Consider the following 24070-nt stretch of genomic DNA (forward strand, 5'->3'; position numbering starts at 1 on the left):
GAACCTCAAAACCGTTTCTCAGTTCGGATTGCAGGCTGCAACTCGCCTGCATGAAGTCGGAATCGCTAGTAATTGCAGGTCAGCATACTGCGGTGAATACGTTCCCGGGTCTTGTACACACCGCCCGTCACACCACGGAAGTCGTTCACACCCGAAGCCGGCGCAGCCGTCTAAGGTGGGGAAGGTGACTGGGGTGAAGTCGTAACAAGGTAGCCGTATCGGAAGGTGCGGCTGGATCACCTCCTTTCTAAGGATAAGATGAACTTCACGGTTCATATCTTAGGTCGGTCATTTGGCTGAATTCTGCATTGTCTAGTTTTGAGGGTATATTGCTCTCATGTTCACTGAAAACTACACAGAAGAAACGAAAAGAAAATCTAAAATAAAGGGAGACACGAAAGTGTTTTCCTCACTGAGGTCTATCCATTGGGCAACTGATGGAAAGAAGAACAGAATGGATTTTCCCGAGGAATGTGAAAACATTTCTCCAAGCAAATTAGGATAAAGCGAAAATACCTTTTAGTCGTAAGACGTAAGTCAAGCGAAGAAGGGCATACGGCGGATGCCTAGGCGTTTCGAAACGAAGAAGGACGCGATAAGCTGCGATAAGCCATGGCGAGCTGCAAGTAAGCATTGACCCATGGATTTCCGAATGGGGCAACCCGGCAGGAGTAATGACCTGTCATCCTACTTTCGAGGTAGGAAGACCCACCCGATGAACTGAAACATCTAAGTAGTCGGAGGAAAAGAAAACAAAGGTGTTCTGCTCATGAATGGGCTGGATGCAGATCGACAGGATATTTACTTCTCAGCAAGGAAGAAGACGGAGTCGTAGTCGGAAGCTACGGCGACGGCTGATGACACAGCTGAGGAGGAAATAGACCGAGAGATGCGCCAGAATGTTCATGAGTAGAGCACAGTGATTCCCCTGAGTAGCGGCGAGCGAAACGGGAGGAGCCCAAACCAGAGGACTTCGGTTCTTTGGGGTTGCGGACCTGCAACAAGCTTCATCATCTAGTGGAAGTATCTGGGAAGGTACGGCGAAGAGAGTGAGACCCTCGTACACGAAAGAAGAGAGAGTGGGCAGGAATCCAGAGTACCACAGGGCACGAGGAACCCGGTGGGAAGCAGGGTGGACCACCATCCAAGGCTAAACATGACGAAACGACCGATAGCGGAAAGTACCGTGAGGGAAAGGTGAAAAGAACCCCGGGAGGGGAGTGCAAAAGAACCTGAAACCGTATGTCTACAAACAGTCGAAGCACAATCAATGTGCGACGGCGTGCCTATTGAAGAATGAACCGGCGAGTTGATTTATACTGCGAGGTTAAGCGGGAGACGCGGAGCCGCAGCGAAAGCGAGTCTTAAGAGGGCGGAAGTAGTATGGATCAGACCCGAAACCACAGTGATCTATGCATGTCCAGGTTGAAGCTCAGGTAAAAATGAGTGGAGGACCGAACCGGTGAGTGTTGAAAAACTTTCGGATGAGGTGTGCATAGGGGTGAAATGCCAATCGAACGTGGAGATAGCTGGTTCTCCCCGAAATAGCTTTAGGGCTAGCCTTAAGCGAATAACCATAAAGACGGTAGAGCACTGATCGGGCAAGGGGGCGTAAAGCCTACCGACCCCAGTCAAACTACGAATGGCTTATATGGGCAGCTTAGGAGTCAGCGTGCGAGTGATAAGACCCGTACGCAAGAGGGAAACAGCCCAGACCGCCGGCTAAGGTCCCAAATGCTGTGCTAAGTGGAAAAGGATGTAGGACTTCGAAAACAACCAGGATGTTGGCTCAGAAGCAGCCACCATTAAAAGAGTGCGTAATAGCTCACTGGTCGAGAGGCCCTGCGCCGAAAATATCCGGGGCTCAAGCACAGAACCGAAGCCGCGGCAAAGTAGTAATACTTTGGGTAGGGGAGCGTTCTTACTTGGAAGAAGGCAGACCGGAAGGACTGCTGGACGAGTAAGAAGTGAGAATGCCGGTATGAGTAGCGAAACGACAGGTGAGAATCCTGTCCACCGAAAGCCTAAGGGATCCTGGGCAACGCTCGTCGCCCCAGGGTAAGTCGGGACCTAAGCCGAGGCGTAAAGCATAGGCGATGGACAACCGGTGAAAATTCCGGTACCGGGTCAGTTTGTTTGAGGATGGAGTGACGCAGGAAGGAAGCTGAGCGCGCGACTGGTTGGGCGCGTCGAAGGCGGTAGGCTAGTACGGAGGCAAATCCCCGTACTATAAGGCCGAGAACCGATAGATAGGAGAGACTACGGTCAATCTGAATTCAGCCGCACTACACTGCCAAGAAAAGCTTCTAACGAGAACTGATCCGCCCGTACCAAAACCGACACAGGTAGGCGGGGAGAGAATCCTAAGGTGCGCGGGAAAACCCTCGTTAAGGAACTCGGCAAAATGCATCCGTAACTTCGGGAAAAGGATGGCCGGAGGTTGTGAAGTTATTTACTGATGGAGCGACAGCCGGCGGCAGAAAAGAGGCCCAAGCGACTGTTTACCACAAACACAGGTGCCTGCGAAAGCGCAAGCTGAAGTATAGGTGCTGACGCCTGCCCGGCGCAGGAAGGTTAAGGAGAGTTGTTAGTCTTTGGGATGAAGCAGCGAACTGAAGCCCCTGTAAACGGCGGCCGTAACTATAACGGTCCTAAGGTAGCGAAATTCCTTGTCGGGTAAGTTCCGACCCGCACGAAAGGCGTAACGATTTGGGCACTGTCTCAACGAGGGACCCGGTGAAATTGAAATACCTGTGAAGATGCAGGTTACCCGCGACTGGACAGAAAGACCCCATGGAGCTTTACTGCAGCTTGGCATTGGTCTTTGGCATATAACGTACAGGATAGCCGGGAGACTGGGAAAATATCTCGCTAGAGGTATTGGAGTCACCGTTGGGATACCGGCCTTTATATGCTAAGGATCTAACCGGAATGTTAACAGCATTCGGGACAGTACCAGGCGGGCAGTTTGACTGGGGCGGTCGCCTCCGAAAGAGCAACGGAGGCGTCCAAAGGTTCCCTCAGCGCGGACAGAAATCGCGCGCAGAGCATAAAGGCAGAAGGGAGCTTGACTGCGAGACTGACGGGTCGAGCAGGTACGAAAGTAGGGCTTAGTGATCCGGTGGAAAGAGAGTGGAATTGCCATCGCTCAACGGATAAAAGCTACCCTGGGGATAACAGGCTAATCTCTCCCAAGAGTCCATATCGACGGGGAGGTTTGGCACCTCGATGTCGGCTCATCACATCCTGGGGCTGAAGCAGGTCCCAAGGGTTGGGCTGTTCGCCCATTAAAGTGGTACGTGAGCTGGGTTCAGAACGTCGTGAGACAGTTCGGTCCATATCCATCGCGGGCGCAAGATACATGAGGGAGGCTGCTCCTAGTACGAGAGGACCGGAGTGGACGAACCAACGGTGTACCGGTTGTCCTGCCAAGGGCACGGCCGGGTAGCTGCGTTCGGAAGGGATAAACGCTGAAAGCATCTAAGCGTGAAGCCCGTCCCGAGATGAAGTATCTCATCTCAATCAGAGAGTAAGACCCCTTGCAGAAGACGAGGTAGATAGGCTGGGCGTAGAAGTGCGGCAACGCATGCAGCTGACCAGTACTAATCGGTCGAGGGCTTGATTTAAGCAGAGAGTTAGGTTTGCGCGATATAAAGAGCGCAAAGCTATACGAATCGCTTATGCGACGGTTACGAAGTCGGGAGACTGAGTAAATGTCGCTATGGCGTAGGGAGCGTCCCAAGAACACGAGCGAAAGTGAAGTGTGATTAGCAGACGTTGACTGCTAAGGTATTTCGCAACTAATTTGCAAAGAGTTTCTTCTGTCTAGTTTTGAGTGAGCAAAAGTTTACTCAAGTATGCGGTGATGATGCCCGGACGGTTCCACCTGTTCCCATTCCGAACACAGCAGTTAAGCGTCCGCAGGCCGAGGGTACTTCGTTGGAGACGACGCGGGAGAGTAGGTAGTTGCCGCAAAGAAAGCTCGTGAGATGATCACGGGCTTTTTTGTTTTTTGATTTCTATTCTTTGTTTCTAAATTTTGATAAGGAATATCAATTATTCATTTTGTTTATATTGAGTGTGCTAAGTTATTGACATTTTATATGAAAGCCCCTACAATGATGAAAATATGAATCCCGAGTATTTTTGTAAGGATTAAATATACTGTTGATTTTAAGGAGAGTTTACTATGGCAGATGCATTGCTGCAAATAAAGGATCTTCATGCCGGGGTGGATGGGAAGGAGATTCTCAAGGGGCTCGATCTCACCGTTCGCAAGGGTGAGGTGCATGTCATTCTCGGCCCGAACGGGTCGGGAAAGTCGACGCTGATGAACGTGATTATGGGACATCCAAAATATGAGATGACGGGCGGCAGCCTTATCCTTGAGGGAGAGGATATCGGTGAGCTTCGTGCATTTGAGCGTGCGCGCCGCGGTCTTTTCCTCGCGTTTCAGACGCCGGAGGAGATTCCGGGAATTACGGTTGAGAATATGATTCGTACGGCGCGTCAGGTGATGACGGGCGAAAAAGTTAAGCTTCTTCCGTTCCGTAAGGAACTAAATGCGATGATGGCAGAGTTGAAGATTGATCCGAGTTATGCACAGCGTTATCTCAATGTTGGGTTCTCCGGCGGTGAGAAGAAACGCAGTGAGGTCTTGCAGCTCCTTATGTTTGCACCCAAGGTTGCACTTTTGGATGAGACGGATTCGGGGCTTGATGTTGATGCCGTTCAGATCGTTTCCGAGGGTGTGGCGAAGTTTCACAATAAGAACAACGCATGTATTATCATTACTCACAACGCGAAGATTCTTGATAGGCTCAAGGTTGATTATGTGCACGTTCTTGCACAGGGCAAAATTGCACGTGAGGGCGGTGCGGAGCTGATTGAGGAGATTAACGAGGAAGGTTTTGCTAAAATCCTCGGAGCTCAGGATAAGGTAGGGTGAGCGGCATATGGAAGATTTCGTACCAAAGAAAAAGACCTATGTCGCCGATATTGAGCGTACGATATACGATATCACGAACGAAGACCGTTCCGTGTATAAGGCAGCCTCGGGGCTGACAGAGGAGATTATCCGCGATATTTCTGTGCGGAAACATGACCCTGAGTGGATGCTCGAGTTTCGGCTAAAGTCACTCGACACTTATCATGCGATGGAACTCCCCCCTGGGGGCCTGACCTCTCAGACCTCGATATGGATCATATCGTCACCTATGTGCAGCCCGATGCAAAGATGGTGGGCGACTGGAATGAGGTGCCTGAGGACATCAAGGAAACATTCGACCGCCTCGGCATTCCGGAGGCTGAAAAGACATCACTGGCGGGTGTGGGAGCACAGTACGACTCCGAGGTCGTTTATCATTCGATTCAAGAGTCGCTTGTGAAGCAGGGCGTTGTCTATACGGATATGGAGACGGCACTGCAGGAATACGGTGATGTCGTCCGGCAGTATTTCATGACACTCGTGCCGCCGAAGGCGCATAAGTTCGCCGCACTCCACGGGGCAGTGTGGTCGGGTGGTTCTTTTGTCTACGTACCTGAGGGCATCAAGGTAGATATTCCATTACAATCCTATTTCCGCCTCAATGCGGCGGGAGCAGGACAGTTTGAGCATACGCTGATCATTGTCGAAAAGGGAGCAAGCCTTCATTTCATTGAGGGATGTTCCGCACCCAAATATAATGTGACGAATCTCCATGCGGGCTGCGTCGAGCTGTTCGTGAAGGAGGGGGCGCGTCTGCGTTACTCCACGATTGAGAACTGGTCACGCAATATGATGAATCTCAATACAAAGCGCGTCAAGGTGGAGAAAGACGGCGCGGTGGAATGGGTCTCAGGTTCGTTCGGTTCTCATGTCTCAATGCTCTACCCAACCAGTATTCTGAGCGGTGAGAACGCAAGCTGCGAGTTCACAGGTATTACGTTCGCATTGAAGGGGCAGGAACTCGATACGGGGGCAACGGTCATTTTCGATGCGCCACATACGTCGGCGAATATCAGCACCCGTTCGATTTCAAAGTCCGGCGGCATTGCTGTCTATCGGAGTGCGGTTAAGGTAACGCCGCGTGCCGTGGGGGCAAAATGCTCGGTGGACTGTGAGTCACTGATGCTTGACTCGGAGTCGCGCAGTGACACGCTGCCCGTGATGGATATTGCTTGCGACCAGGTGGATATCGGACACGAGGCGAAAATTGGCCGCATCAGTGATGAGGCGATATTTTATTTGACAAGTCGCGGTATCGACGAAGAGGAAGCGCGTGCGATGATTGTACGCGGATTTGTCGAACCCATTGCAAAGGAACTCCCCCTGGAGTATGCGGTGGAGATGAACAACCTTGTCAATATCGAGCTGGAAGGGACAATGGGGTGAGTGCTGTGAGTGAAGTTTTTAGCCGTATCCCTATGTCGACATGGCGCTGGTTAGGTGTGAATGACTTGCCGATGCCGGCACAGCTCGGCGATACGAAGACGATAAAGTTCTCCTGCGCGGCAGGGGAATCGCAGCACCATGTCGTGGAGCTGCGAGAGAGCGGCCTGCAGGAGATCCATGCGGAGGTTGCGGACGGGGCAGAGATGCATCTCACCTTCATACAGGTTGTGCCGATAGATGCCGCTGCAGCGAGCCGCATTGAAGCAGAGGTCGGGAAGAAAGGACTGTTCTCCTGCACACTTGTTGAGGCGGGCGCCGCACATACGGCGGCGGAGCTCCGTGTCAATCTCGCAGGCGACGAGGCGCGTGCGGATGTGTGGGGGCTTTATTTCGGCGATGCAGAGCGAAAAATTGACCTCAATTATATCATTCGCCAAGCGGGACGGCTCACGGATGCGAACTTGCAGGTGCGCGGCGCCTTGCTGGGGCACAGTAAAAAAACGTTTCGCGGCACACTGGATTTTGTCGCGGGGTCGCGTGGTTCGGCCGGCAAGGAGGACGAGGAGGTCACCATTCTCTCGCCAAATGCACGCAACCGCAGCGTCCCGCTCATGCTTTCCCATGAGGGCGACGTGGACGGTCATCATGCAGTCAGTATCGGCAGGATTGACGCGGATAAACTCTTTTATTTGATGAGCCGCGGACTTGATGAATATGCTGCGCAGCAGCTCGTCGTCGAGGCGTCGTTTGCACCCGTTCTTGCCCGCATAGAGAGTGAGGAGCTGCGCACTGAGATTACCGATTACATTGAGGGGAGGCTTATGAAGTGAGTAAGAACTTCAACGAGTATCTGCAGGATTTTCCTATTTTGCAGACAAAAATGAACGGCCGTCCCATCGTCTATCTCGATAACGGTGCAACCACGCAGAAACCGGAGGCCGTCATCAAGGCGGTTGCCGATTACTGCACCTATTGGAATGCAAATCCACACCGCGGCGCATATGAACTTTCGGTCAAGGCAACGGACATCTATGAGACGGCGCGTGTACGTACGCAGAAATTTATCGGTGCGGCACGCTCCGAGGAGATTATCTTTACGAAGAATGCCTCTGAGGCGCTGAATCTTGTTGCATACAGTTATGGGCGTGCCCATGTGCAGGCAGGCGACGAGATTGTCATTACCGTCGCCGAACATCACAGCAACCTTGTGCCGTGGCAGTTTGTTGCCAAGGCATGCGGTGCAACACTGAAATACATCTACCTCGAAGAGGATGGAAATCTCTCGGCGGCCGATATTGCCGCGCAGATTACGGAAAAGACCAAGATTGTTGCCGTGACGCATGTGTCCAATGTGCTCGGGCTCGTGAACGACGTCAAGGCGATAGCGAGCCGTGCCCATGCCGTCGGTGCCGTCATCGTTGTCGACGGCTCGCAGAGTGTGCCGCATATCAAAGTGGATGTGCAGTCGATGGGGGCGGACTTCTTCGCGTTCTCGGGGCACAAGATGCTCTCTCCTATGGGAATCGGCGTGCTCTATGGGAAATATGATATCCTTGACGCGATGCCGCCGTTCCTCTTTGGCGGGGATATGATCGAATATGTCGGCGAACAGGAGACGACGTATGCGGAGCTTCCCGCAAAGTTCGAAGCGGGCACGCAGAACGTCAGCGGCGCGGCGGGACTCATCGCTGCGATTGACTATCTGGAAAAGGTCGGCTTTGACCGCATCGAGGCGATCGAGCGTGATCTCCTCTCCTATGCACTGCCTCGTCTGCGTGAACTATCCTTTGTTGAGCTGTATGGATGTGAGAGTACGCGCGACAACAAAACTGGTATCATTACCTTCAACGTGAAGGATGTTCATCCGCACGATGTTTCGACGATCCTCGACGGCTACGGCGTCGCTATCCGTGCGGGGCATCACTGTGCGCAGCCGTTGATGAAATACCTCGGGCAGAATGCAACCTGCCGCGCGAGTTTCTATCTCTACAATACGCATGAGGACATTGATAAATTCATCGACGCACTGAAAAAGGTGAGGGGAGTGCTCGGATATGCCGATTGAAGGGGAAGAGGCTCTGCACGAATTATATACCGAGGTCATCGGCGAGCACAGCCGCTCGCCGGAGAACAAGGGAGAACTCTCGTCGGCAAATGTGCGCGAGCGCGGGCACAACCCGAGCTGCGGCGACGAGATTACGCTCTCCCTTGAGATCGCGGACGGCATCATCAAGGATGGCGCGTTCTCCGGTGTCGGCTGCGCGATCTCGCAGGCGAGTACCGACATCATGATTGATCTCATGCGCGGTAAAACCGTTGAGGAGGCGCATCGTCTCACGAAGCTCTTCACCTCCATGATCAAACGCGAGGTCACGGACGATGCCGTCCTTGAAGAACTCGACGAAGCCATCGCGCTAAAAAATATCTCCAATATGCCTGCGCGCGTCAAATGTGCTGTGCTCGCATGGCATACGCTGGATAATATCCTCAAGGGAAAAACTGTATAAGAAATCGGGACCGGTTTGGAAGATTTTTCTTCACAAAACAGTCCCGTTTGTATTTTTCCTCGCGCGGATACTAGATTTTTCGCCCCCGGGCATGTATAATAAGCAGGTATTGCAAAATTAGCACTTTTGAAAAGAAAAGGTGGGAGCTCGATGCGGATGACAAAGGCAATGAAATGTATCGCTCTTGGCATCACGGCGCTGGGACTTAGCGTTATGGCAGGCTGCGGCGGAGATCGGCAGGCGGCGGGTGAGAAGTCCTATAAAATCGGTGTAGTACAGCTCGTGGAGCACAATGCGCTCGATGCGGCGAACCGCGGTTTTGTCGACGGACTCAAGGAACGCGGCTATGAGGAGGGGAAGAACCTCACGATTGACCGACAGAACGCGCAGGCGGATCAATCGAACCTCCAAAACATCGCGCAGCGTTTTGTCAGTGACAAGGTCGATCTCATCTGTGCCATCGCAACGCCTGCGGCACAGTCGGTTGCAAACGCAACGCGGGATATTCCCATCGTCGGTACGGCAATTACAGACTATGTGAGCGCGAAACTCGCCCAGTCAAACGCGGTTCCGGGAGGGAATGTGACTGGGACGAGTGATCTGAATCCGATTAAGCAGCAGATTGATCTTCTTATGAAGATTTACCCAAACGCTAAAACTATCGGCACGATTTATTCCTCAAGTGAGATCAATTCGGAAATTCAGATCAAGACTATGACCGAATATGCACAGTCAAAGGGGCTGACAGTACGCGCGGCAACAGTTTCGACGGTCAACGATATTCAGCAGGCGGCACAGAGTCTCGTAGGGGATGTGGATGTGTTCTATGAGCCAACCGACAACGTGATTTCCTCCTCAATCCCGACCCTTGTCAGCGTCACTGACGCGGCGGGCAAGGGCGTCATCTGTGCAGAACCCTTTATGGTGACGGGCGGCTGTCTTGCAACCTACGGCATCGATTACTACAAGCTTGGCGTGCAGACGGGCGAGATGGCGGCGGACATCCTCGAGGGGAAGAGTAAGCCGGCCAATATGCCGATCGAGACGGCACGTGATCTAACGCTTGTCATCAGCAAGAGCGGCATCGAAAAATTAGGGCTGACCATTCCGGAGGACGTGCTGAAAGATGCAACCCTTGTGGACTAAATTATTTAACAGAGTAAAGGTGGAGTCTCGATGCAGGTGACAACAGTCATAAAATGCGTCGCTCTTGGGATGGCTGCTTTCGGTCTGCTCGCATCGACAGGCTGCGGCGGGAGTCAACAGGCGGCGGGAGAAAAAACATATAAAATCGGAGTGGTGCAGCTCGTCGAGCACGGCGCGCTCGACGAGGCGAACCGCGGATTTGTGGACGGGCTCAAAGAACGCGGCTACGAGGTCGGGAAGAATGTGAAGTTCGATCAGCAGAACGCGCAGGCGGATCAATCGAATTTGCAGAACATTGTTCAGCGGTTTGTGAGCGACAAGGTCGATCTCATCTGTGCGATCGCAACGCCGAGCGTGCAGTCCGCCGCGAACGTGACGAAGGAGATTCCCATCGTTGGCACGGCGGTCACGGACTATGTGAGTGCCAAGGTCGTTCAGTCCAATGAAAAACCGGGCGGCAACGTCACCGGAACGAGTGATTTCAGTCCGATTGCCGATCAGATCGACCTCCTCATGAAGCTTTATCCGAATGCCAAGACTATTGGAACGATTTACTCCTCGAGCGAAATCAATTCCGAGATTCAGGTCAAGGCGATGAAGGAATATGCCGCATCGAAGGGGCTGACGGTACGCGTTGCGACGATCTCCACGGTCAACGACATTCAGCAGGCGGCGCAGAGCATCGTGGGCGAGGTGGACGTTTTCTATGAGCCGTCGGACAACATCATCGCCTCTGCGATGCCGACGCTCGCGAGCGTGACCGATCCTGCGGGCAAGGGCATTATCTGTGCCGTGCCGACGATGGTGCAGGCGGGCGGCCTTGCGACCTACGGTATCGACTACTATAAGCTCGGTGTGCAGACAGGCGCAATGGCAGCCGACATCCTTGAGGGTAAGCGCAAGCCTGCGGATATGCCAATCGAGACGGCGCATGAGCTCATGCTCGTGATCAACAAAAAGAATGCGGAAAAAATCGGACTGACCATCCCCGACGACATACTGCAAGGGGCGGTCATCGCAGAGTAAACGATTGACGAAGAAAGCGGAGCGGGCACGCAGCGTGTCCGCTTTTTTTCCGAAATATAGGGAGTGACATTATGGATTTGGTCATCGCAACAGCTGCACAGGGCGTCCTGTGGGGACTCTATGCGCTGGGCGTCTATTTGACATATCGTGTTCTGGACATTGCGGATCTGACCGTCGAGGGGAGCTTTCCCCTCGGTGCTGCCGTTGCCGCCTCCATGCTCGTGGCAGGGTATTCACCCCTCGTCTCGATCTTTGCTGCATGTGCGGCAGGATGTATTTCCGGCATCATCACAGGATTTTTCTGTACGAAGCTGAAGATCCCTGCGCTCCTTGCAGGTATCCTCACAATGATCGGGCTCTACTCCATCAACCTGCATGTTATGGGAAAGGCAAACTTGCCTCTGCTCCAGCAGGAGACCCTCTTCACCGAGTGGAACATTTGGGGGCTGGATACGGCGAGCAATATCCTCGTCATCGGCACGATCGTTGTCGTTCTCGCGATCCTATTGACCTACTGGTTCTTTGGCACGGAGCTCGGTACTGCTATCCGTGCGACGGGTGCAAATCCGCACATGATCCGCGCGAACGGCGTCAACACCGACGTCATGATCGTCCTCGGGCTTCTGCTCTCCAACGGCTTGGTCGCGATTTGCGGCGCGCTTGTCGCACAGAGCAACGGATTTGCCGACGTCGGTATGGGGACGGGGACGATCGTCATTGGGCTTGCCTCCGTCATTATCGGCGAGGTGCTGTTCGGTACGCGCAGCTTTAAGAACTGGCTTATCTCCGTTGTGCTCGGCTCCGTCGTCTATCGCGCCGTCATCGCGGTCGTGCTGCAGCTCGGTATGCCGCCGAACGATCTCAAGCTCTTTACGGCAGTTCTCGTCGCGATCGCGCTTTCGCTGCCGCTCATCCAGACGAAATACCATGCGATGAAGAAGGGAGCGTAACCATGCTGCGCATAGAGGACATCAAAAAAACCTTCAATCCCGGTACGATTACGGAAAAGAAGGCACTCTCCGGCGTTACACTGCATCTTGAACCCGGAGATTTCGTCACCGTCATCGGCGGCAACGGCGCGGGCAAATCAACGCTCATGAACGCCATCGCGGGGGCGATCTCCGTGGATGCGGGGAAAATCTCCATCGCCGGCGAGGATATTACCAAATGGCCGGAGCATCGACGCGCACGGTTCATCGGACGTGTTTTCCAAGATCCCATGATGGGTACTGCCGCACGCATGATGATCGAGGAAAATCTTGCAATTGCTGCCCGCCGTGGACAGACACCGACCCTGCGTTGGGGATCGACCGACGAGATGCGCGACATCTTTCGTGAGAAACTGGCAGGTCTAAAGCTTGGACTCGAGGATCGTCTCTCCTCGCGCGTCGGACTCCTCTCTGGCGGACAGCGGCAGGCGCTGACGCTCCTCATGGCGACGCTCGTAAAGCCGAACCTGCTGCTCCTCGACGAGCACACTGCCGCACTCGACCCGAAGACCGCCGCGCAGGTGCTCGAGCTGACCGAAAAGATCGTCACGGAACAACAGCTCACCACCCTTATGATCACGCACAATATGAAGGATGCCCTTCGTTACGGCAACCGCCTTATCATGCTACATGAGGGGCATATCCTCTTCGACGTACCGCAGGGGGAGAAAAAGGGGCTCACAACGCGCGATCTCCTCTCTATGTTCGAACGTGCCGCGGGCAGCGAACTCGCTAATGACAGTCTCCTCCTAAGCTAATTGAATAATAACGCCTCTCACAAGACGTTCTAAAACAGCTCCTGTATATTTATCCATGTAAACAGGATCGATGGGAGCAAACAAACGGCTTCCCTTCGAAAAACCTTGGATAGGAGTGAGTACCATGACGAAGAAGAAAGTTAAGAAAATAATCGCTGCGGCACTCTTTGGTGTTATGACATGCAGTTTGGTTGGAACAACAGCAGTTGTCGCAGAGGCTAGCCCTCGCATGATGGCAGATGCCCCTCGTGCAATTGATGTGCGCTCAAGCTATGGAGACTCCTACGAGGTCACACAGCTTGCTGCACGCCGGCATAAGCCGAAACGCAAAGGATATTCGCAGGGCACGGTCACGACCGCCGCAATCGTCGGCGCCGTTGTCGGTGCATTCATCGCGAAGAATACCTAATATTCAATAGGTGCGTCTTCTGCGGTCTTCCCTTCCGCAGGATTCACATACATTCCCTACATTTCTTTCTCTCTATCGAAAGTGCGCCTCCCGCTGCCCGGCGGGGGGCGTATTTTCTTTGTAAGTAAAGAAATCATGATATGGTTCCGATCCTCACCCCTTGCTATTTTGTGGAATCATAGTAAAATAGGAGGAAGATTATCGAACGGATGAGCGGGGGTGAATAGATGCTAGAGGATTTTTTGGTGCGGCTGCGTCGTTCGGTATATCGGGACGAGCCGCTTGTTCGTTCTTCGGATGAGGCACCTGCGGGGAAAGTGCCGAAGCTGATCCGCGCGATGCGTTCGCTCGCGCAGGTGTCCGGTTCGTGTTGGCAGCCGCGCGAGGAGATTTTCCTGAAGCAGGCGCGGCTCATGGAACACTATGAGGACGATTTCGTGTTCGAGGGCGTGGTGACGCGCTACTATCCCACCTATGAATCGCTCTCGGATGCGGAGCTGCGCGGTTACTTCACATGGCGGACGCAGGTGCGAAAGGGACGGATTGCGCCCGCGTCGCTGACGTTCGCGATGCTCTACGCGTATGAGATTCTGCATCTCATCGGGTGCAGGGACGCGGCGGACGGGTATGGGAAGCTGATGGAGTTCGGTCTCGAATTTGGCATGACGGAGCCCGCGCTCTATACCTATCTGCCTGCGTGGACGTACGGCTATGTGATTTACTACGGGCTCGATCCCGAGTATCTTTCCGATAGTTCGTACTATCGTGATATGAAATTGCAGGACGAGGCGATCGCGGCCGTTCTCTCACGCGGCGAGCATCCCGCGGAGGAGACCGCGGCGGGGCTGTGCGCGCTGTCTTCCTATCGGCTGGAGCGGTCGAAATTCTATCGGATGTATACGAGCGATATGAGCGCCGTAATTATGCGCGTGCTCGCGCGTGTCGACGCATACTATGAAAAGCATCGGAAACGGGCGTTTTCTTCGGATTATATCGGGGACGAATGCCGGCGGCTGACACGCCTCTTCCCTGGGGCGGTGTTTCATGCGCGCACGCAGGAGGAGGCTCGTGTCTATATGGTGAATCCCGTACGCAGCTATGAGTGCGCGGGCGGCGCGTGGTATGTGCTCGCCTACGAGCGCGATCTGAAACAGGCGCAGCGGCTCGGCGCGCTGCTGCGGCTCATCGACTATCGGATGCGCGAATGCACGGGCTTTCAGCCCGTCAAGCCGCCGAAGAAAACGACGAAATGGCTTGCAAAGATCGTCGACGAGGAAATCGAAGCGTTTTTCGCCGAAAAAAAGGCGGCGGAACCGCGCCGCGTGCATATCGATCTCTCGCAGCTCGGGCGCATCCGTGCGGACGCCGCGGTCACGCGCGATCGGTTGATTGTCGCGGAGGAGGAAGAGGAAAATGCCGCACCGCTTTTGATGCAAGGAACGGGCGACAGCGTATCGGAGACGTTGCCCTCGGCGCGGCAAGAATCTTTTTCAGGCGATGCCGATGTACAGACGAGCGAGACGGATTCACTTCTCGACGCACCGGAGCTGCATCTGCTCCGCGATCTGCTGACGGGCGCGCCGCTCTCGTGGGTGCGCGCCGAGGGCCATATTGTTTCCGTCCTCGTGGACGGCATCAATGAGAAGCTGTACGACGACTTTGCCGACGCCGTAATCGAGGGCGATCCGCCTGCCGTGATTGAGGATTATCGAGAAGAATTGATAGAGAGGTATCTCCATGCCGCAGAATGAACCTGTCAAAATCCCGCGCCGCATCGCGCAGACGCTCGTGAGCGCCCTCAAGGGCGGCGTCGTCCCGCGCATCGGGCTTCCTTATATCACGGTGGGGCGGCGCAGTGAGATCGAAGCGCTCCTCTCCGATGTGGAGCTGATTGCGGACGGCGGCGCGTCGTTCCGCTTCATTGTCGGGCGGTACGGGAGCGGCAAGAGCTTTCTCCTGCAAACGATACGCAGCTATGTCATGGCGAAAAATTTTGTTGTGGTGGATGCCGACCTCTCCCCGGAGCGGCGTCTCCAAGGGACGCGTGGGCAGGGGCTTGCGACGTACCGCGAACTCATCCGCAATATGGCGACGAAGACGACGCCCGAGGGCGGCGCCCTGACGCTCATCCTCGATCGCTGGATCAGCCGCGTACAGCAGGAGACTACGGCGGCGGAGGGATTATCCGCCGCGGACGGGGGGCTTTCGCCTGCCGTGGAGCGGCGCATCGGGGAGATCGTCTACGGGCTGAACGACCTCGTGCACGGCTTTGACTTTGCGCGACTGCTCACGATGTACTACCGCGCGTATGTGGACGGGGACGATGAGAAACGCACGCAGGTGGCGCGCTGGTTCCGCGGCGAGTACGCGACGAAGACCGAGGCGCGGCGCGACCTCGGTGTCGGCATCATCATCACGGACGACGATTGGTACGAATATCTCAAGATCTTTGCATTTTTTCTGCGGCAGGCGGGCTATGCGGGGATGCTTATCCTCATCGACGAGCTCGTGAACATTTACAAGGTGCCGCACGCCATCACGCGCCAATACAATTATGAAAAGCTCCTCACGATGTATAACGACGCGATGCAGGGCAAGGCGCGCTATCTCGGCGTCATCATGTGCGGCACGCCCGAGTGCATGGAAGACACGCGGCGCGGTGTTTACAGCTATGAGGCGCTGCGTTCGCGGCTCGCCGAGGGGCGGTTCGGCGGGGAACACCGCGATCTCCTTTCGCCCGTCATTCGTCTCGCGCCGCTGACGCATGAGGAAATGCTCGTGCTTACGGAAAAACTCGCCGCGATACATACCGTTCTTTACGGATACGAGCAGATTGTCACGCAGAACGACCTCGCGGACTTCATCCGCATCGAGTTCGGGCGCATCGGCGCAGATACGCATATCACGCCGCGCGAGGTGATTCGCGACTTTATCGAGGTGCTCGACATCGTGTATCAAAATCCGAGCGTCAAGGTCGCGGAGCTCCTGAATTCGCAGGATTTTTCCTATGCGCAGAACGATGTGATCGGGGCGGAGACGGACGCGTCCTTTGCGGAGTTTGAGCTGTGAGCGCGTTCGACCGCTACGCGCCGTTCGTCAAGGACTACATCTACGCGCACGGTTGGGAAAATTTGCGCGCCGTGCAGGTTGCCGCAGCGGAGGCGATCTTTGGGACGGACGAGCACGTCCTGCTCACGGCATCCACGGCATCGGGCAAGACCGAGGCGGCGTTCTTTCCCATCATCACGCTGTTTTCCGAGGAGCCGCCGACATCCGTCGGCTGTATCTACATTGGTCCCTTAAAGGCGCTCATTAACGATCAATTTGCACGTCTGAACGATCTCTGCCGGACGGCGGAGATTCCCGTTTGGCACTGGCACGGAGACGTCGCGCAGAGTCATAAGGCGCGGCTGATAAAACGTCCGTCGGGCATTCTGCAAATCACGCCCGAGTCGTTAGAAGCGCTCCTTTTACATCGTCATGCGGCGATTCCAAAACTCTTTGGCGACCTGCGCTTCGTCGTCATCGACGAGGTTCACTCGCTCCTGCGCGGCGACCGCGGTGGGCAGACGCTGTGTCTCATTGAGCGGCTGTCCCGCATCGCGGGCGTCTCGCCGCGCCGCATCGGACTTTCGGCGACGATCGGCGATCCCGCCGGGACGGGTGCCTTTCTCGCCGCGGGGACAGGGCGGGGGACGGTCGTACCTCGCATCGAGGCAAAGGGAAGCAAGTGGCGCATCTCCATGGAGCATTTTTATGTCCGCGATACACAGGCGGCGGAGGGAAAGGACGAGATGCCGGCGCTCCCCGTCCTTGACGCGCCGACGGATACGGCGCCCGAACATGCCGATCCGGGGCTCGGTTATATCTTTGAACACACGCGCGGGAAGAAATGTCTCCTCTTCGTCAACTCGCGCGAGGAGTGCGAGGCGGTGACGACGACGCTGCGCGCCTACTGTGAGAAGCGGCATGAACCGGATCGCTTCCTCATTCATCACGGCAATCTCTCCGCCGCGTTCCGCGAGACGGCGGAGGAGCGCATGAAGGACGAGAGCAGTATGCTCACGACATGCACGACGGCGACGTTGGAGCTCGGCATCGATATCGGGCGGCTGGAGCGCGCCTTTCAGATCGATGCGCCGTGGACGGTCTCGTCATTTCTCCAGCGGATGGGGCGCACGGGACGCAGGGAACTGCCGCCCGAGATGTGGTTCGTCATACGCGAGGATGCCCCCGACCCGCGCGCGCTGCTGCCCGCGACGATCCCGTGGAAACTCCTGCAGGGGATTGCTCTTGTGCAGCTCTATCTTGAGGAGCGCTGGGTAGAGCCGCCGCGCCTTGACCGACTGCCTTTCAGCCTCCTCTATCATCAGACGATGAGCGTTGCGGCGTCCTGCGGGGAACTCTCGCCGCGCGTCCTCGCGGAGCGCGTACTTTCGCTGCACGTCTTTCACCGCATCACGCAGGAGGACTACCGCACATTGCTTCGCTGCCTGATCATGCAGGATCATTTACAGCAGACGGAGCGCGGCGGACTGATCGTCGGACTCGCGGGTGAGCGCGTGATTCACTCCTATCGTTTTTACGGTGTGTTTCAAGAAAACGAGGAGTACACCGTCCGCAGCGAGTCGCAGGAGATCGGCACGATCGTCGCGCCGCCGCCGGTCGGCGAGAAAATCGCCATCGCGGGACATGTCTGGCGCGTTCTTGAGGTCGACCGCAAGCGGCGGCTCGTCTACTGTGAACAGGTGAAGGGGAACGTTCCCGCGTATTTTGGCGAGTGTCCGGGCGATATTCATACGAAAATATTAGAGCGGATGCGCCGCGTCCTGCGCGAGGAGACGAGCTATCCCTATCTCATGAAAAATGCCGCGGCGCGTCTCGCACAGGCACGCGACACGGCGCGGCATTCGGGCGCGGCGACGGATGCGCTTATCCCGCTCGGCGGCGATATGTACGCGCTCCTCCCGTGGCTCGGCAGCTACGCGTTCCTCGCACTTGAGCGTTTCCTGCGGATACGCTGTGCGGAGCGCATCGGACTGCGCGGGGCCTCCATGCGCCCGTACTTTATGCAGTTCAGCATGAAGGCGTCGCCCGCGGAGTTCTTTCGCGCGCTCGCCGAGGAAGCGGCAAAGGACTTCGACCCGATGGAACTCCTCTATCCGGGCGAAGTGCCGCTCTTTGACAAATACGACGAGTACCTGCCCGAAGAGCTTGTGCGGCGCGGATTCGCCCACGGCGTTTTGGATATTGCGGGGATGAAGCGGCGCGTAGGGGAGTGGGCGGAGCGTTAAAGCTCCGCGCCGTTTGAGGCGATCACCTTTTGGTACCATGAGAAAGATTTCTTGCGGTATCGTTTCCCCGTACCTGTGCCGTCGTCATGGAGATCGACGTAGATGAAGCCGTAGCGCTTTGCGAGCTCGCCCGTCGTAAAGGAGATGACGTCGATGCAGCCCCACGGCGTATAGCCGATGAGATTCACGCCGTCGTGTTCGACGGCTTTTTTCATGGCGCGAATGTGCGCGGCGAGATAGGCGATGCGATAGTCGTCGTTTACCGTTTCATTTTCGAGCACATCGTATGCGCCGAGACCGTTCTCCACGATGAAGAGCGGCAGTTCGTAGCGACCGTGGAGGAGGTTTATCGCATAGCGCAGCCCCGTGGGATCGATGCCCCATCCCCAGTCCGACACTTTGATATGGGGATTCACTACCGAGTGCACGTTGCCGCCGTAGCTCGTGACGGGGGTGGCGACATCCGCGCGTACGGTGTTCGACATATAGTAGCTGAATCCGATATAGTCCGCCGTACCCGCAGCTAGGATCGCCGCATCCTCGGACAGCATCTCGGGCGTCAAATCCTTACGCTCCCATAGTTTCTGCGTATAGGCATTGTAGTGACCGCGGCAGAGCACATCGAGAAAATGATAGCGTTCCTGCATACTTTCCTCCGCGCGCATCACATCGGCGGGAGCGCAGGAATACGGATAGTAGGGGATAAAGGCGACCATGCAGCCAATCTTAAAATTAGGATTGATGTCGTGTCCGAGCTGCGTGACGCGTGCTGCGGCGACCATCTCGTGATGCGCCGCCTGATGCATCGCATTGAGTGGCCGGTCAATCAGAGAGTAGCGCAGTCCCGAGTTCGTCCAGCCGAAGGTGTCTGTCGCTATGTAGGTCTGATTGTTGATTTCGTTGAACGTCATCCAATAGCGCACCTTATCCCGGTAGCGCCGCATGACCGTCTCCGCATAGCGGACAAAGAAATCGACGAGTTTGCGGTTCGTCCACCCGCCATACGCCTTTGCAAGGTGATAGGGCATCTCGAAGTGACTCAGTGTAACGACCGGTTCGATGCCGTGGGCGCGCAGCGTATCGAAGAGATCGTCGTAGAAGCACAGCCCCGCCTCGTTGGGAGTCTCCTCGTCGCCGTTTGGGAAAATGCGCGACCACGAGATCGACGTACGGAAACATTTGAATCCCATCTCGGCAAAGAGTGCGATGTCCTCCTTGTAGGTGTGGTAAAAATCAATGCCCGTATGGTTCGGATAACGCTCACCCGACAGGACCCCGTCCGTAATACGGCGAGGCTCCGTGCGCGAACCGCCCGTCATCACATCGCAGATTGATGGCCCGCGCCCGTCCGCATCCCATGCCCCCTCGAGCTGATGCGCCGCAACTGCGCCGCCCCATAGGAAATTTTTTGGAAAAGCCATCTCGTCCTCCTTTGTTTCGCCCAAATTCACATGGGGATAGTTCCATGCGGCAGCGCCGGATTCCTGTTTGACAGAAATTCTGCACTTATGATAGAATATGAACGTTGTGCGGATGTGGCGGAACTGGCAGACGCGCCGGACTTAGGATCCGGTGCCGCAAGGCGTATGGGTTCGACCCCCTTCATCCGCACCAAATGATATTGTTCGCTGAGGTATTCAGTGTTTTTGAACCGACTGCAGGCAGTCGGCTTTTTGTTTATATGGGGAGTGTGCATGATGATTTTAGCCGCCTATGCTGTGCCGCACCCGCCGCTGATTTTGCCGCCCATCGGGGCGGGGGCGGAGTCCAAGGTAGCGGAGACGACGTGCGCGTATCGTGAGGCGATGCGCGCGGCGGCGGTGCTTCGCCCCGATACGGTCGTCGTTATCAGTCCGCACGCGACGTGTTACGGCGACTATTTTCATATATCGCCGGGTGTGTGGGCGGAGGGAAACTTCGGGGCGTTTGGGCATCCGGAGCTGACGGTCGGCATTGAGTACGACGAGGACTTTGTACGCGCGCTTTCCGCGTGTGCGACAGCGCAGGATGTTCCGGCGGGGACGATCGGGGAAAAGGAGACGACGCTCGATCACGGGACGATGATCCCGCTCGTTTTTCTGAGCGAATACCTTGGCGATGCACCGACAAAATTTGTTCGCATCGGAGTCTCGGGGCTGCCCGCGGCGACACACGCGGCGCTCGGGAAATGTATTGCGGAGACCGCGGCAAAGCTCGGGCGCAGGACGATCTACATCGCGAGCGGCGACCTCTCGCATCGACTCAGGGCGGATACGCCGAACGGTTTTGCATCTGAGGGGGCGGAGTTCGACGGACTTTGTACTGCATTTATGGGCGCGGGAGATTTCCTCTCTCTCCTGCAAGTTCCCGGGGACTTTGCAGAGAAGGCGGGGCATTGTGGGCTGAACGGTCTTTGGGTGCTCGCGGGTGTGCTCGACCGCACGGCGATGGAGGCGCGGCTGCACAGTTATGAGGCGCCGTTCGGCGTGGGGTATGCCGTTGCGTCGTTCACGGTCACGGGGGCGGACGAGTCGCATGACTTCGGTGCGCAGCTTGCGGCATCGGAGGACGCGGCGATTGCCCGGCTGCGTGCGTCGGAGGACGCGTATGTGCGGATCGCGCGGACAAGCATCGAGACCTATGTTCGCGCGCATCGCTATGCAAATCTGCCGCAAGATTTAGCGCATGAACTGATGGACAATCGGGCGGGCGTCTTTGTCTCTATCAAAAAATATGGGAAGCTGCGCGGTTGTATCGGGACATTCGCGCCGACGCAGAAGAATGTCGCCGAGGAGATCCTCTACAACGCGGTGTCTGCGGCGGCGCATGATGGACGGTTTGACCCCATCGAGGAGGGGGAGCTCGGGCGTCTCGTCTACAGCGTGGATGTGCTGACCGCACCCGAGCCTGTCTCGTCTGCGGCGGAGCTCGATCCAAAGATCTATGGCGTCATTGTCAAAAGTCTGACGGACAGCCGCCTTGGACTGCTCCTGCCTGATCTAGCGGGCATCGATACAGCGGAGGAGCAAGTCGCGATCGCGCGCGAAAAGGGACGTATCCTGCCAAAGGAAAAAATCTCGATCGCACGGTTCAAGGTCGTGCGGCATCACTGATCGGATGAGCTGCGGCGGCGCGCGTACAAAATACGGGGAGCAATCGTGTCTAAAAAGTTCTTTTGCGTGCGGACATGGGAAATGTTATAATGGGCGAGACTATTCATATCGTTTTTTACAGCCCCGATAAAGGAGGTTTCTCCCATGACGCAGTTCGACAAGCGTAATCTGTCCATGATGATGGATTTTTATGAGATGACGATGTCTTACGGATATTTTGAGCAGGGAGGGGGCGACCGCCGCGTCGCGTTCGATCTCTTCTTCCGATCGGTGCCGGATAAGGGCGGCTATGCGGTGTTTGCAGGACTTGAGCATGTGATCGAGTTCGTGGAGAACCTTTCGTTTTCGGATGAGGATATTGCGTTCTTCCGTGCGCAGAATCTTTTTTCGGAAGATTTTTTGAAGTTCCTGCGGAATTTCCGGTTTCGTGGGGACATCTACGCCGTGCCGGAGGGGACGATCATCTATCCGGACGAGCCGATCCTGACGGTCGTGGCGCCGATGATTGACGCGCAGCTCCTCGAGACGGCGATCCTCGCACAGATCAACCATCAGTCGCTGATCGCGACGAAGGCGGCGCGCATTGTGCGTGCGGCGGAGGGGCGCATGGTGTCGGATTTCGGCGCACGCCGCGCGCATAATATGGATGCCGCGACGTACGGGGCACGTGCCGCGTACATCGGGGGCGTCGATATGACGGCGACGGTCTCGGCGGCGCAGCAGTTCGGCATTCCGGTGTCGGGGACGATGGCGCACAGTTGGGTCATGTTTTTTGAGGATGAGTTTGAGGCGTTCAAGCATTATGCCGAGACCTATCCGCAGGCGACGGTGCTCCTCATCGACACCTACGATGTGATGCACTCGGGGCTGCCGAATGCGATCCGTACGGCGCATGAGGTGCTCGAAACGCAGGGGCGGCGTCTCGCAGGCGTCCGTATCGATTCGGGCGACCTTGCCTATCTTTCCAAACGCGTGCGCGCCGCGCTTGATGAAGCGGGACTGCGTGACTGCAAGATCATCCTCTCGAACAGTCTCGACGAGTGGACGATCTCGTCCCTTCTCCTCCAAGGGGCGCAGGTGGACAGCTTCGGCGTCGGCGAGCGTCTGATCACGGCAAAGTCCGATCCTGTGTTCGGCGCGGTCTATAAGCTCGTCGCTGTGGAGCGCGATGGGGCGTTCGTCCCGCGCATCAAGATGTCGGAGAATGTGGAAAAACTGACGAATCCGGGGCTCAAGGATCTCTATCGCGTATACAACAAGGAGGGCAACGCGGTCGCGGACATGATTGCGATTCACGGAGAGCCCGTCGATCTCACGCGTCCATTCCGCTATGTCGATCCGCAGAAGCCGTGGAAAAACCGCTTCTTTGAAGGCTTTACGGCGCGGAATATCCGCCGCCTCTATGTAAAGGGGGGGCAGCGCGCGGAGGAACTTCCGACGCTCGACGAGATACGTGCCTATGTCAGAGCGCAGCTCGAGCGTGAAATATGGCAGGAGGAGCAGCGGTTTGAGAATCCGCATCGGCATTATCTCGATATGACGCCCGATTATTACGATCTCAAGATGAGTCTGCTCGAAGAGGTACGCGGAAAGCACAGTTAGGAGAAGCGATGATTACAGGACGGACGAAGCTCCTCGGCGTGCTCGGCGCGCCCATTGAGCACTCGCTCTCGCCCGTGCTGCAAAACGCGGCGCTGCGCGCAGCGGGGCTGGACTATGTGTACGTCGCGCTCCCGGTGAAGAGGGACGCCCTGCGGAGCGCGGTTCTAGGCCTGCGCGATGCGGGATTTTGCGGGTTTAACGTGACGATCCCATTCAAGACGGAGATCATCGCAGTGCTCGATGCGTTAGATGAGGACGCGCGGCGTATCGGCGCGGTCAATACTGTAGTTGTCGGCGCGGACGGGCGTCTCACGGGGCATAATACGGATGCCGCGGGATTTTTGGCAGGCTTTACGGCGTGCGGCGTCTCTCTGCGCGGCGCATATGTGGTCGTCCTCGGTGCGGGCGGCGCGGCGCGCGCGGTACTCTGCGGACTCCTGCGTGCAGGGGCGGCGCAGGTCAGTATCGGTGTGCGCAATCTTGTTAAAGGAGAGAAACTGTGCGCGGATTTTGCGGCGGACGGCGATGTGCGGGCATTTCGCTTTGACGACGCCGCGTTCCGGGCGCGACTGGGCTCTGCCGATGTCCTCGTGCAGACGACGCCGCTCGGCATGTCGCCGCATCCGGAGGAGATGCCGCCCGTGGACTGGGCGGTTGTGCATCCTGCGGCATTTGTCTATGACCTCATCTATACGCCTGCCGAGACGCGCTTTTTGCGCGAAGCGGCGCGGCGTGGGCATCGGTGTGTGAACGGTGAGACGATGCTCGCGGCGCAGGGGGCGGAGGCGTTTTTCCTGTGGACGGGCGTGCGCCCCGACCTTTTATGTATGCGGCGTGTGCTGCGGGAGGCGCTTGATCGGCGTGCATAGTTTTG

16 protein-coding genes, 1 tRNA gene, 3 rRNA genes and 1 pseudogene are annotated in these 24070 nt (G+C 56.3%); 20 read left to right on the top strand and 1 reads right to left on the bottom strand.

Going from position 1 to position 24070, the window contains the following annotated elements:
* The 16 genes and pseudogenes from HMPREF9162_RS03820 to HMPREF9162_RS03895 all read left to right on the top strand — a co-directional run.
* Positions 1 to 247 (top strand): 16S ribosomal RNA (locus HMPREF9162_RS03820); the annotation flags it as partial.
* A 288-nt stretch (positions 248 to 535) separates the two neighbouring features.
* Positions 536 to 3626 (top strand): 23S ribosomal RNA (locus tag HMPREF9162_RS03825).
* A 232-nt stretch (positions 3627 to 3858) separates the two neighbouring features.
* Positions 3859 to 3975 (top strand): 5S ribosomal RNA (gene rrf / locus HMPREF9162_RS03830).
* A gap of 214 nt (positions 3976 to 4189) precedes the next feature.
* Complete coding sequence (gene sufC / locus HMPREF9162_RS03835) at positions 4190 to 4948, top strand: Fe-S cluster assembly ATPase SufC (protein ID WP_009348609.1); 759 nt, start codon at positions 4190 to 4192, stop codon at positions 4946 to 4948.
* A 7-nt stretch (positions 4949 to 4955) separates the two neighbouring features.
* Positions 4956 to 6373 (top strand): annotated as a pseudogene (gene sufB / locus HMPREF9162_RS03840) (Fe-S cluster assembly protein SufB).
* A 32-nt stretch (positions 6374 to 6405) separates the two neighbouring features.
* Positions 6406 to 7203 carry a SufD family Fe-S cluster assembly protein gene (locus HMPREF9162_RS03845; protein WP_050782871.1) on the top strand — a complete coding sequence of 266 codons (798 nt, stop codon included), beginning with the start codon at positions 6406 to 6408 and terminating at the stop codon, positions 7201 to 7203.
* A complete protein-coding gene (locus tag HMPREF9162_RS03850) occupies positions 7200 to 8438 on the top strand; it encodes a cysteine desulfurase (RefSeq protein ID WP_009348612.1) in 1239 nt (412 codons plus the stop codon). Before HMPREF9162_RS03845 ends, HMPREF9162_RS03850 begins: the two co-directional genes overlap by 4 nt.
* The gene (gene sufU, locus HMPREF9162_RS03855) at positions 8428 to 8880 is read left to right on the top strand and encodes a Fe-S cluster assembly sulfur transfer protein SufU (RefSeq protein WP_009438396.1); all 453 of its coding nucleotides are present in this window, start codon (positions 8428 to 8430) and stop codon (positions 8878 to 8880) included. The genes HMPREF9162_RS03850 and sufU overlap by 11 nt, the downstream gene beginning before the upstream one ends.
* Before the next feature lie 150 nt (positions 8881 to 9030).
* Positions 9031 to 10026: an ABC transporter substrate-binding protein gene (locus tag HMPREF9162_RS03860; RefSeq protein WP_009348614.1), complete on the top strand. Its 996-nt coding sequence runs from the start codon at positions 9031 to 9033 to the stop codon at positions 10024 to 10026.
* Between the two features lie 30 nt (positions 10027 to 10056).
* Positions 10057 to 11052, top strand: a complete 996-nt coding sequence (locus tag HMPREF9162_RS03865; RefSeq protein WP_009438376.1) for an ABC transporter substrate-binding protein — start codon at positions 10057 to 10059, stop codon at positions 11050 to 11052.
* Between the two features lie 71 nt (positions 11053 to 11123).
* Complete coding sequence (locus HMPREF9162_RS03870; protein ID WP_009348616.1) at positions 11124 to 12002, top strand: ABC transporter permease; 879 nt, start codon at positions 11124 to 11126, stop codon at positions 12000 to 12002.
* Positions 12003 to 12004: 2 nt separating this feature from the next.
* Positions 12005 to 12799 carry an ABC transporter ATP-binding protein gene (locus tag HMPREF9162_RS03875; RefSeq protein ID WP_009438482.1) on the top strand — a complete coding sequence of 265 codons (795 nt, stop codon included), beginning with the start codon at positions 12005 to 12007 and terminating at the stop codon, positions 12797 to 12799.
* 124 nt (positions 12800 to 12923) lie between these two features.
* Positions 12924 to 13208 (top strand): hypothetical protein, encoded by a 285-nt coding sequence (locus HMPREF9162_RS03880; RefSeq protein WP_009438580.1) that lies wholly within the window; start codon positions 12924 to 12926, stop codon positions 13206 to 13208.
* 227 nt (positions 13209 to 13435) lie between these two features.
* Positions 13436 to 14959, top strand: a complete 1524-nt coding sequence (locus HMPREF9162_RS03885; RefSeq protein WP_009438382.1) for a TerB N-terminal domain-containing protein — start codon at positions 13436 to 13438, stop codon at positions 14957 to 14959.
* Positions 14946 to 16277, top strand: coding sequence for an ATP-binding protein (locus HMPREF9162_RS03890; RefSeq protein ID WP_009438419.1), 1332 nt, complete (start codon positions 14946 to 14948; stop codon positions 16275 to 16277). The genes HMPREF9162_RS03885 and HMPREF9162_RS03890 overlap by 14 nt, the downstream gene beginning before the upstream one ends.
* Positions 16274 to 18502 carry a DEAD/DEAH box helicase gene (locus HMPREF9162_RS03895; protein ID WP_009438562.1) on the top strand — a complete coding sequence of 743 codons (2229 nt, stop codon included), beginning with the start codon at positions 16274 to 16276 and terminating at the stop codon, positions 18500 to 18502. The genes HMPREF9162_RS03890 and HMPREF9162_RS03895 overlap by 4 nt, the downstream gene beginning before the upstream one ends.
* Here the strand turns inward: HMPREF9162_RS03895 and HMPREF9162_RS03900 are convergent.
* Positions 18499 to 19923 carry a 6-phospho-beta-glucosidase gene (locus HMPREF9162_RS03900; protein ID WP_009438350.1) on the bottom strand — a complete coding sequence of 475 codons (1425 nt, stop codon included), beginning with the start codon at positions 19921 to 19923 and terminating at the stop codon, positions 18499 to 18501. The genes HMPREF9162_RS03895 and HMPREF9162_RS03900 overlap by 4 nt on opposite strands.
* A gap of 108 nt (positions 19924 to 20031) precedes the next feature.
* Here HMPREF9162_RS03900 and HMPREF9162_RS03905 point away from each other — a divergent pair.
* The 4 genes from HMPREF9162_RS03905 to HMPREF9162_RS03920 all read left to right on the top strand — a co-directional run bounded on the left by HMPREF9162_RS03905 (position 20032) and on the right by HMPREF9162_RS03920 (position 24065).
* Positions 20032 to 20116: transfer RNA gene (locus HMPREF9162_RS03905), tRNA-Leu, on the top strand.
* A gap of 80 nt (positions 20117 to 20196) precedes the next feature.
* Positions 20197 to 21594: an AmmeMemoRadiSam system protein A gene (gene amrA / locus HMPREF9162_RS03910; RefSeq protein ID WP_050782872.1), complete on the top strand. Its 1398-nt coding sequence runs from the start codon at positions 20197 to 20199 to the stop codon at positions 21592 to 21594.
* A 144-nt stretch (positions 21595 to 21738) separates the two neighbouring features.
* Positions 21739 to 23196 (top strand): nicotinate phosphoribosyltransferase, encoded by a 1458-nt coding sequence (locus HMPREF9162_RS03915; RefSeq protein WP_009438397.1) that lies wholly within the window; start codon positions 21739 to 21741, stop codon positions 23194 to 23196.
* Positions 23197 to 23204: 8 nt separating this feature from the next.
* Positions 23205 to 24065: a shikimate dehydrogenase gene (locus HMPREF9162_RS03920; protein WP_009438412.1), complete on the top strand. Its 861-nt coding sequence runs from the start codon at positions 23205 to 23207 to the stop codon at positions 24063 to 24065.
* The last annotated feature ends 5 nt before the right edge of the window (positions 24066 to 24070 follow it).

Origin of the sequence: Selenomonas sp. oral taxon 137 str. F0430 (assembly GCF_000183625.1) — a bacterium.
GTDB classification, from domain to species: Bacteria; Bacillota; Negativicutes; order Selenomonadales; family Selenomonadaceae; genus Centipeda; species Centipeda artemidis.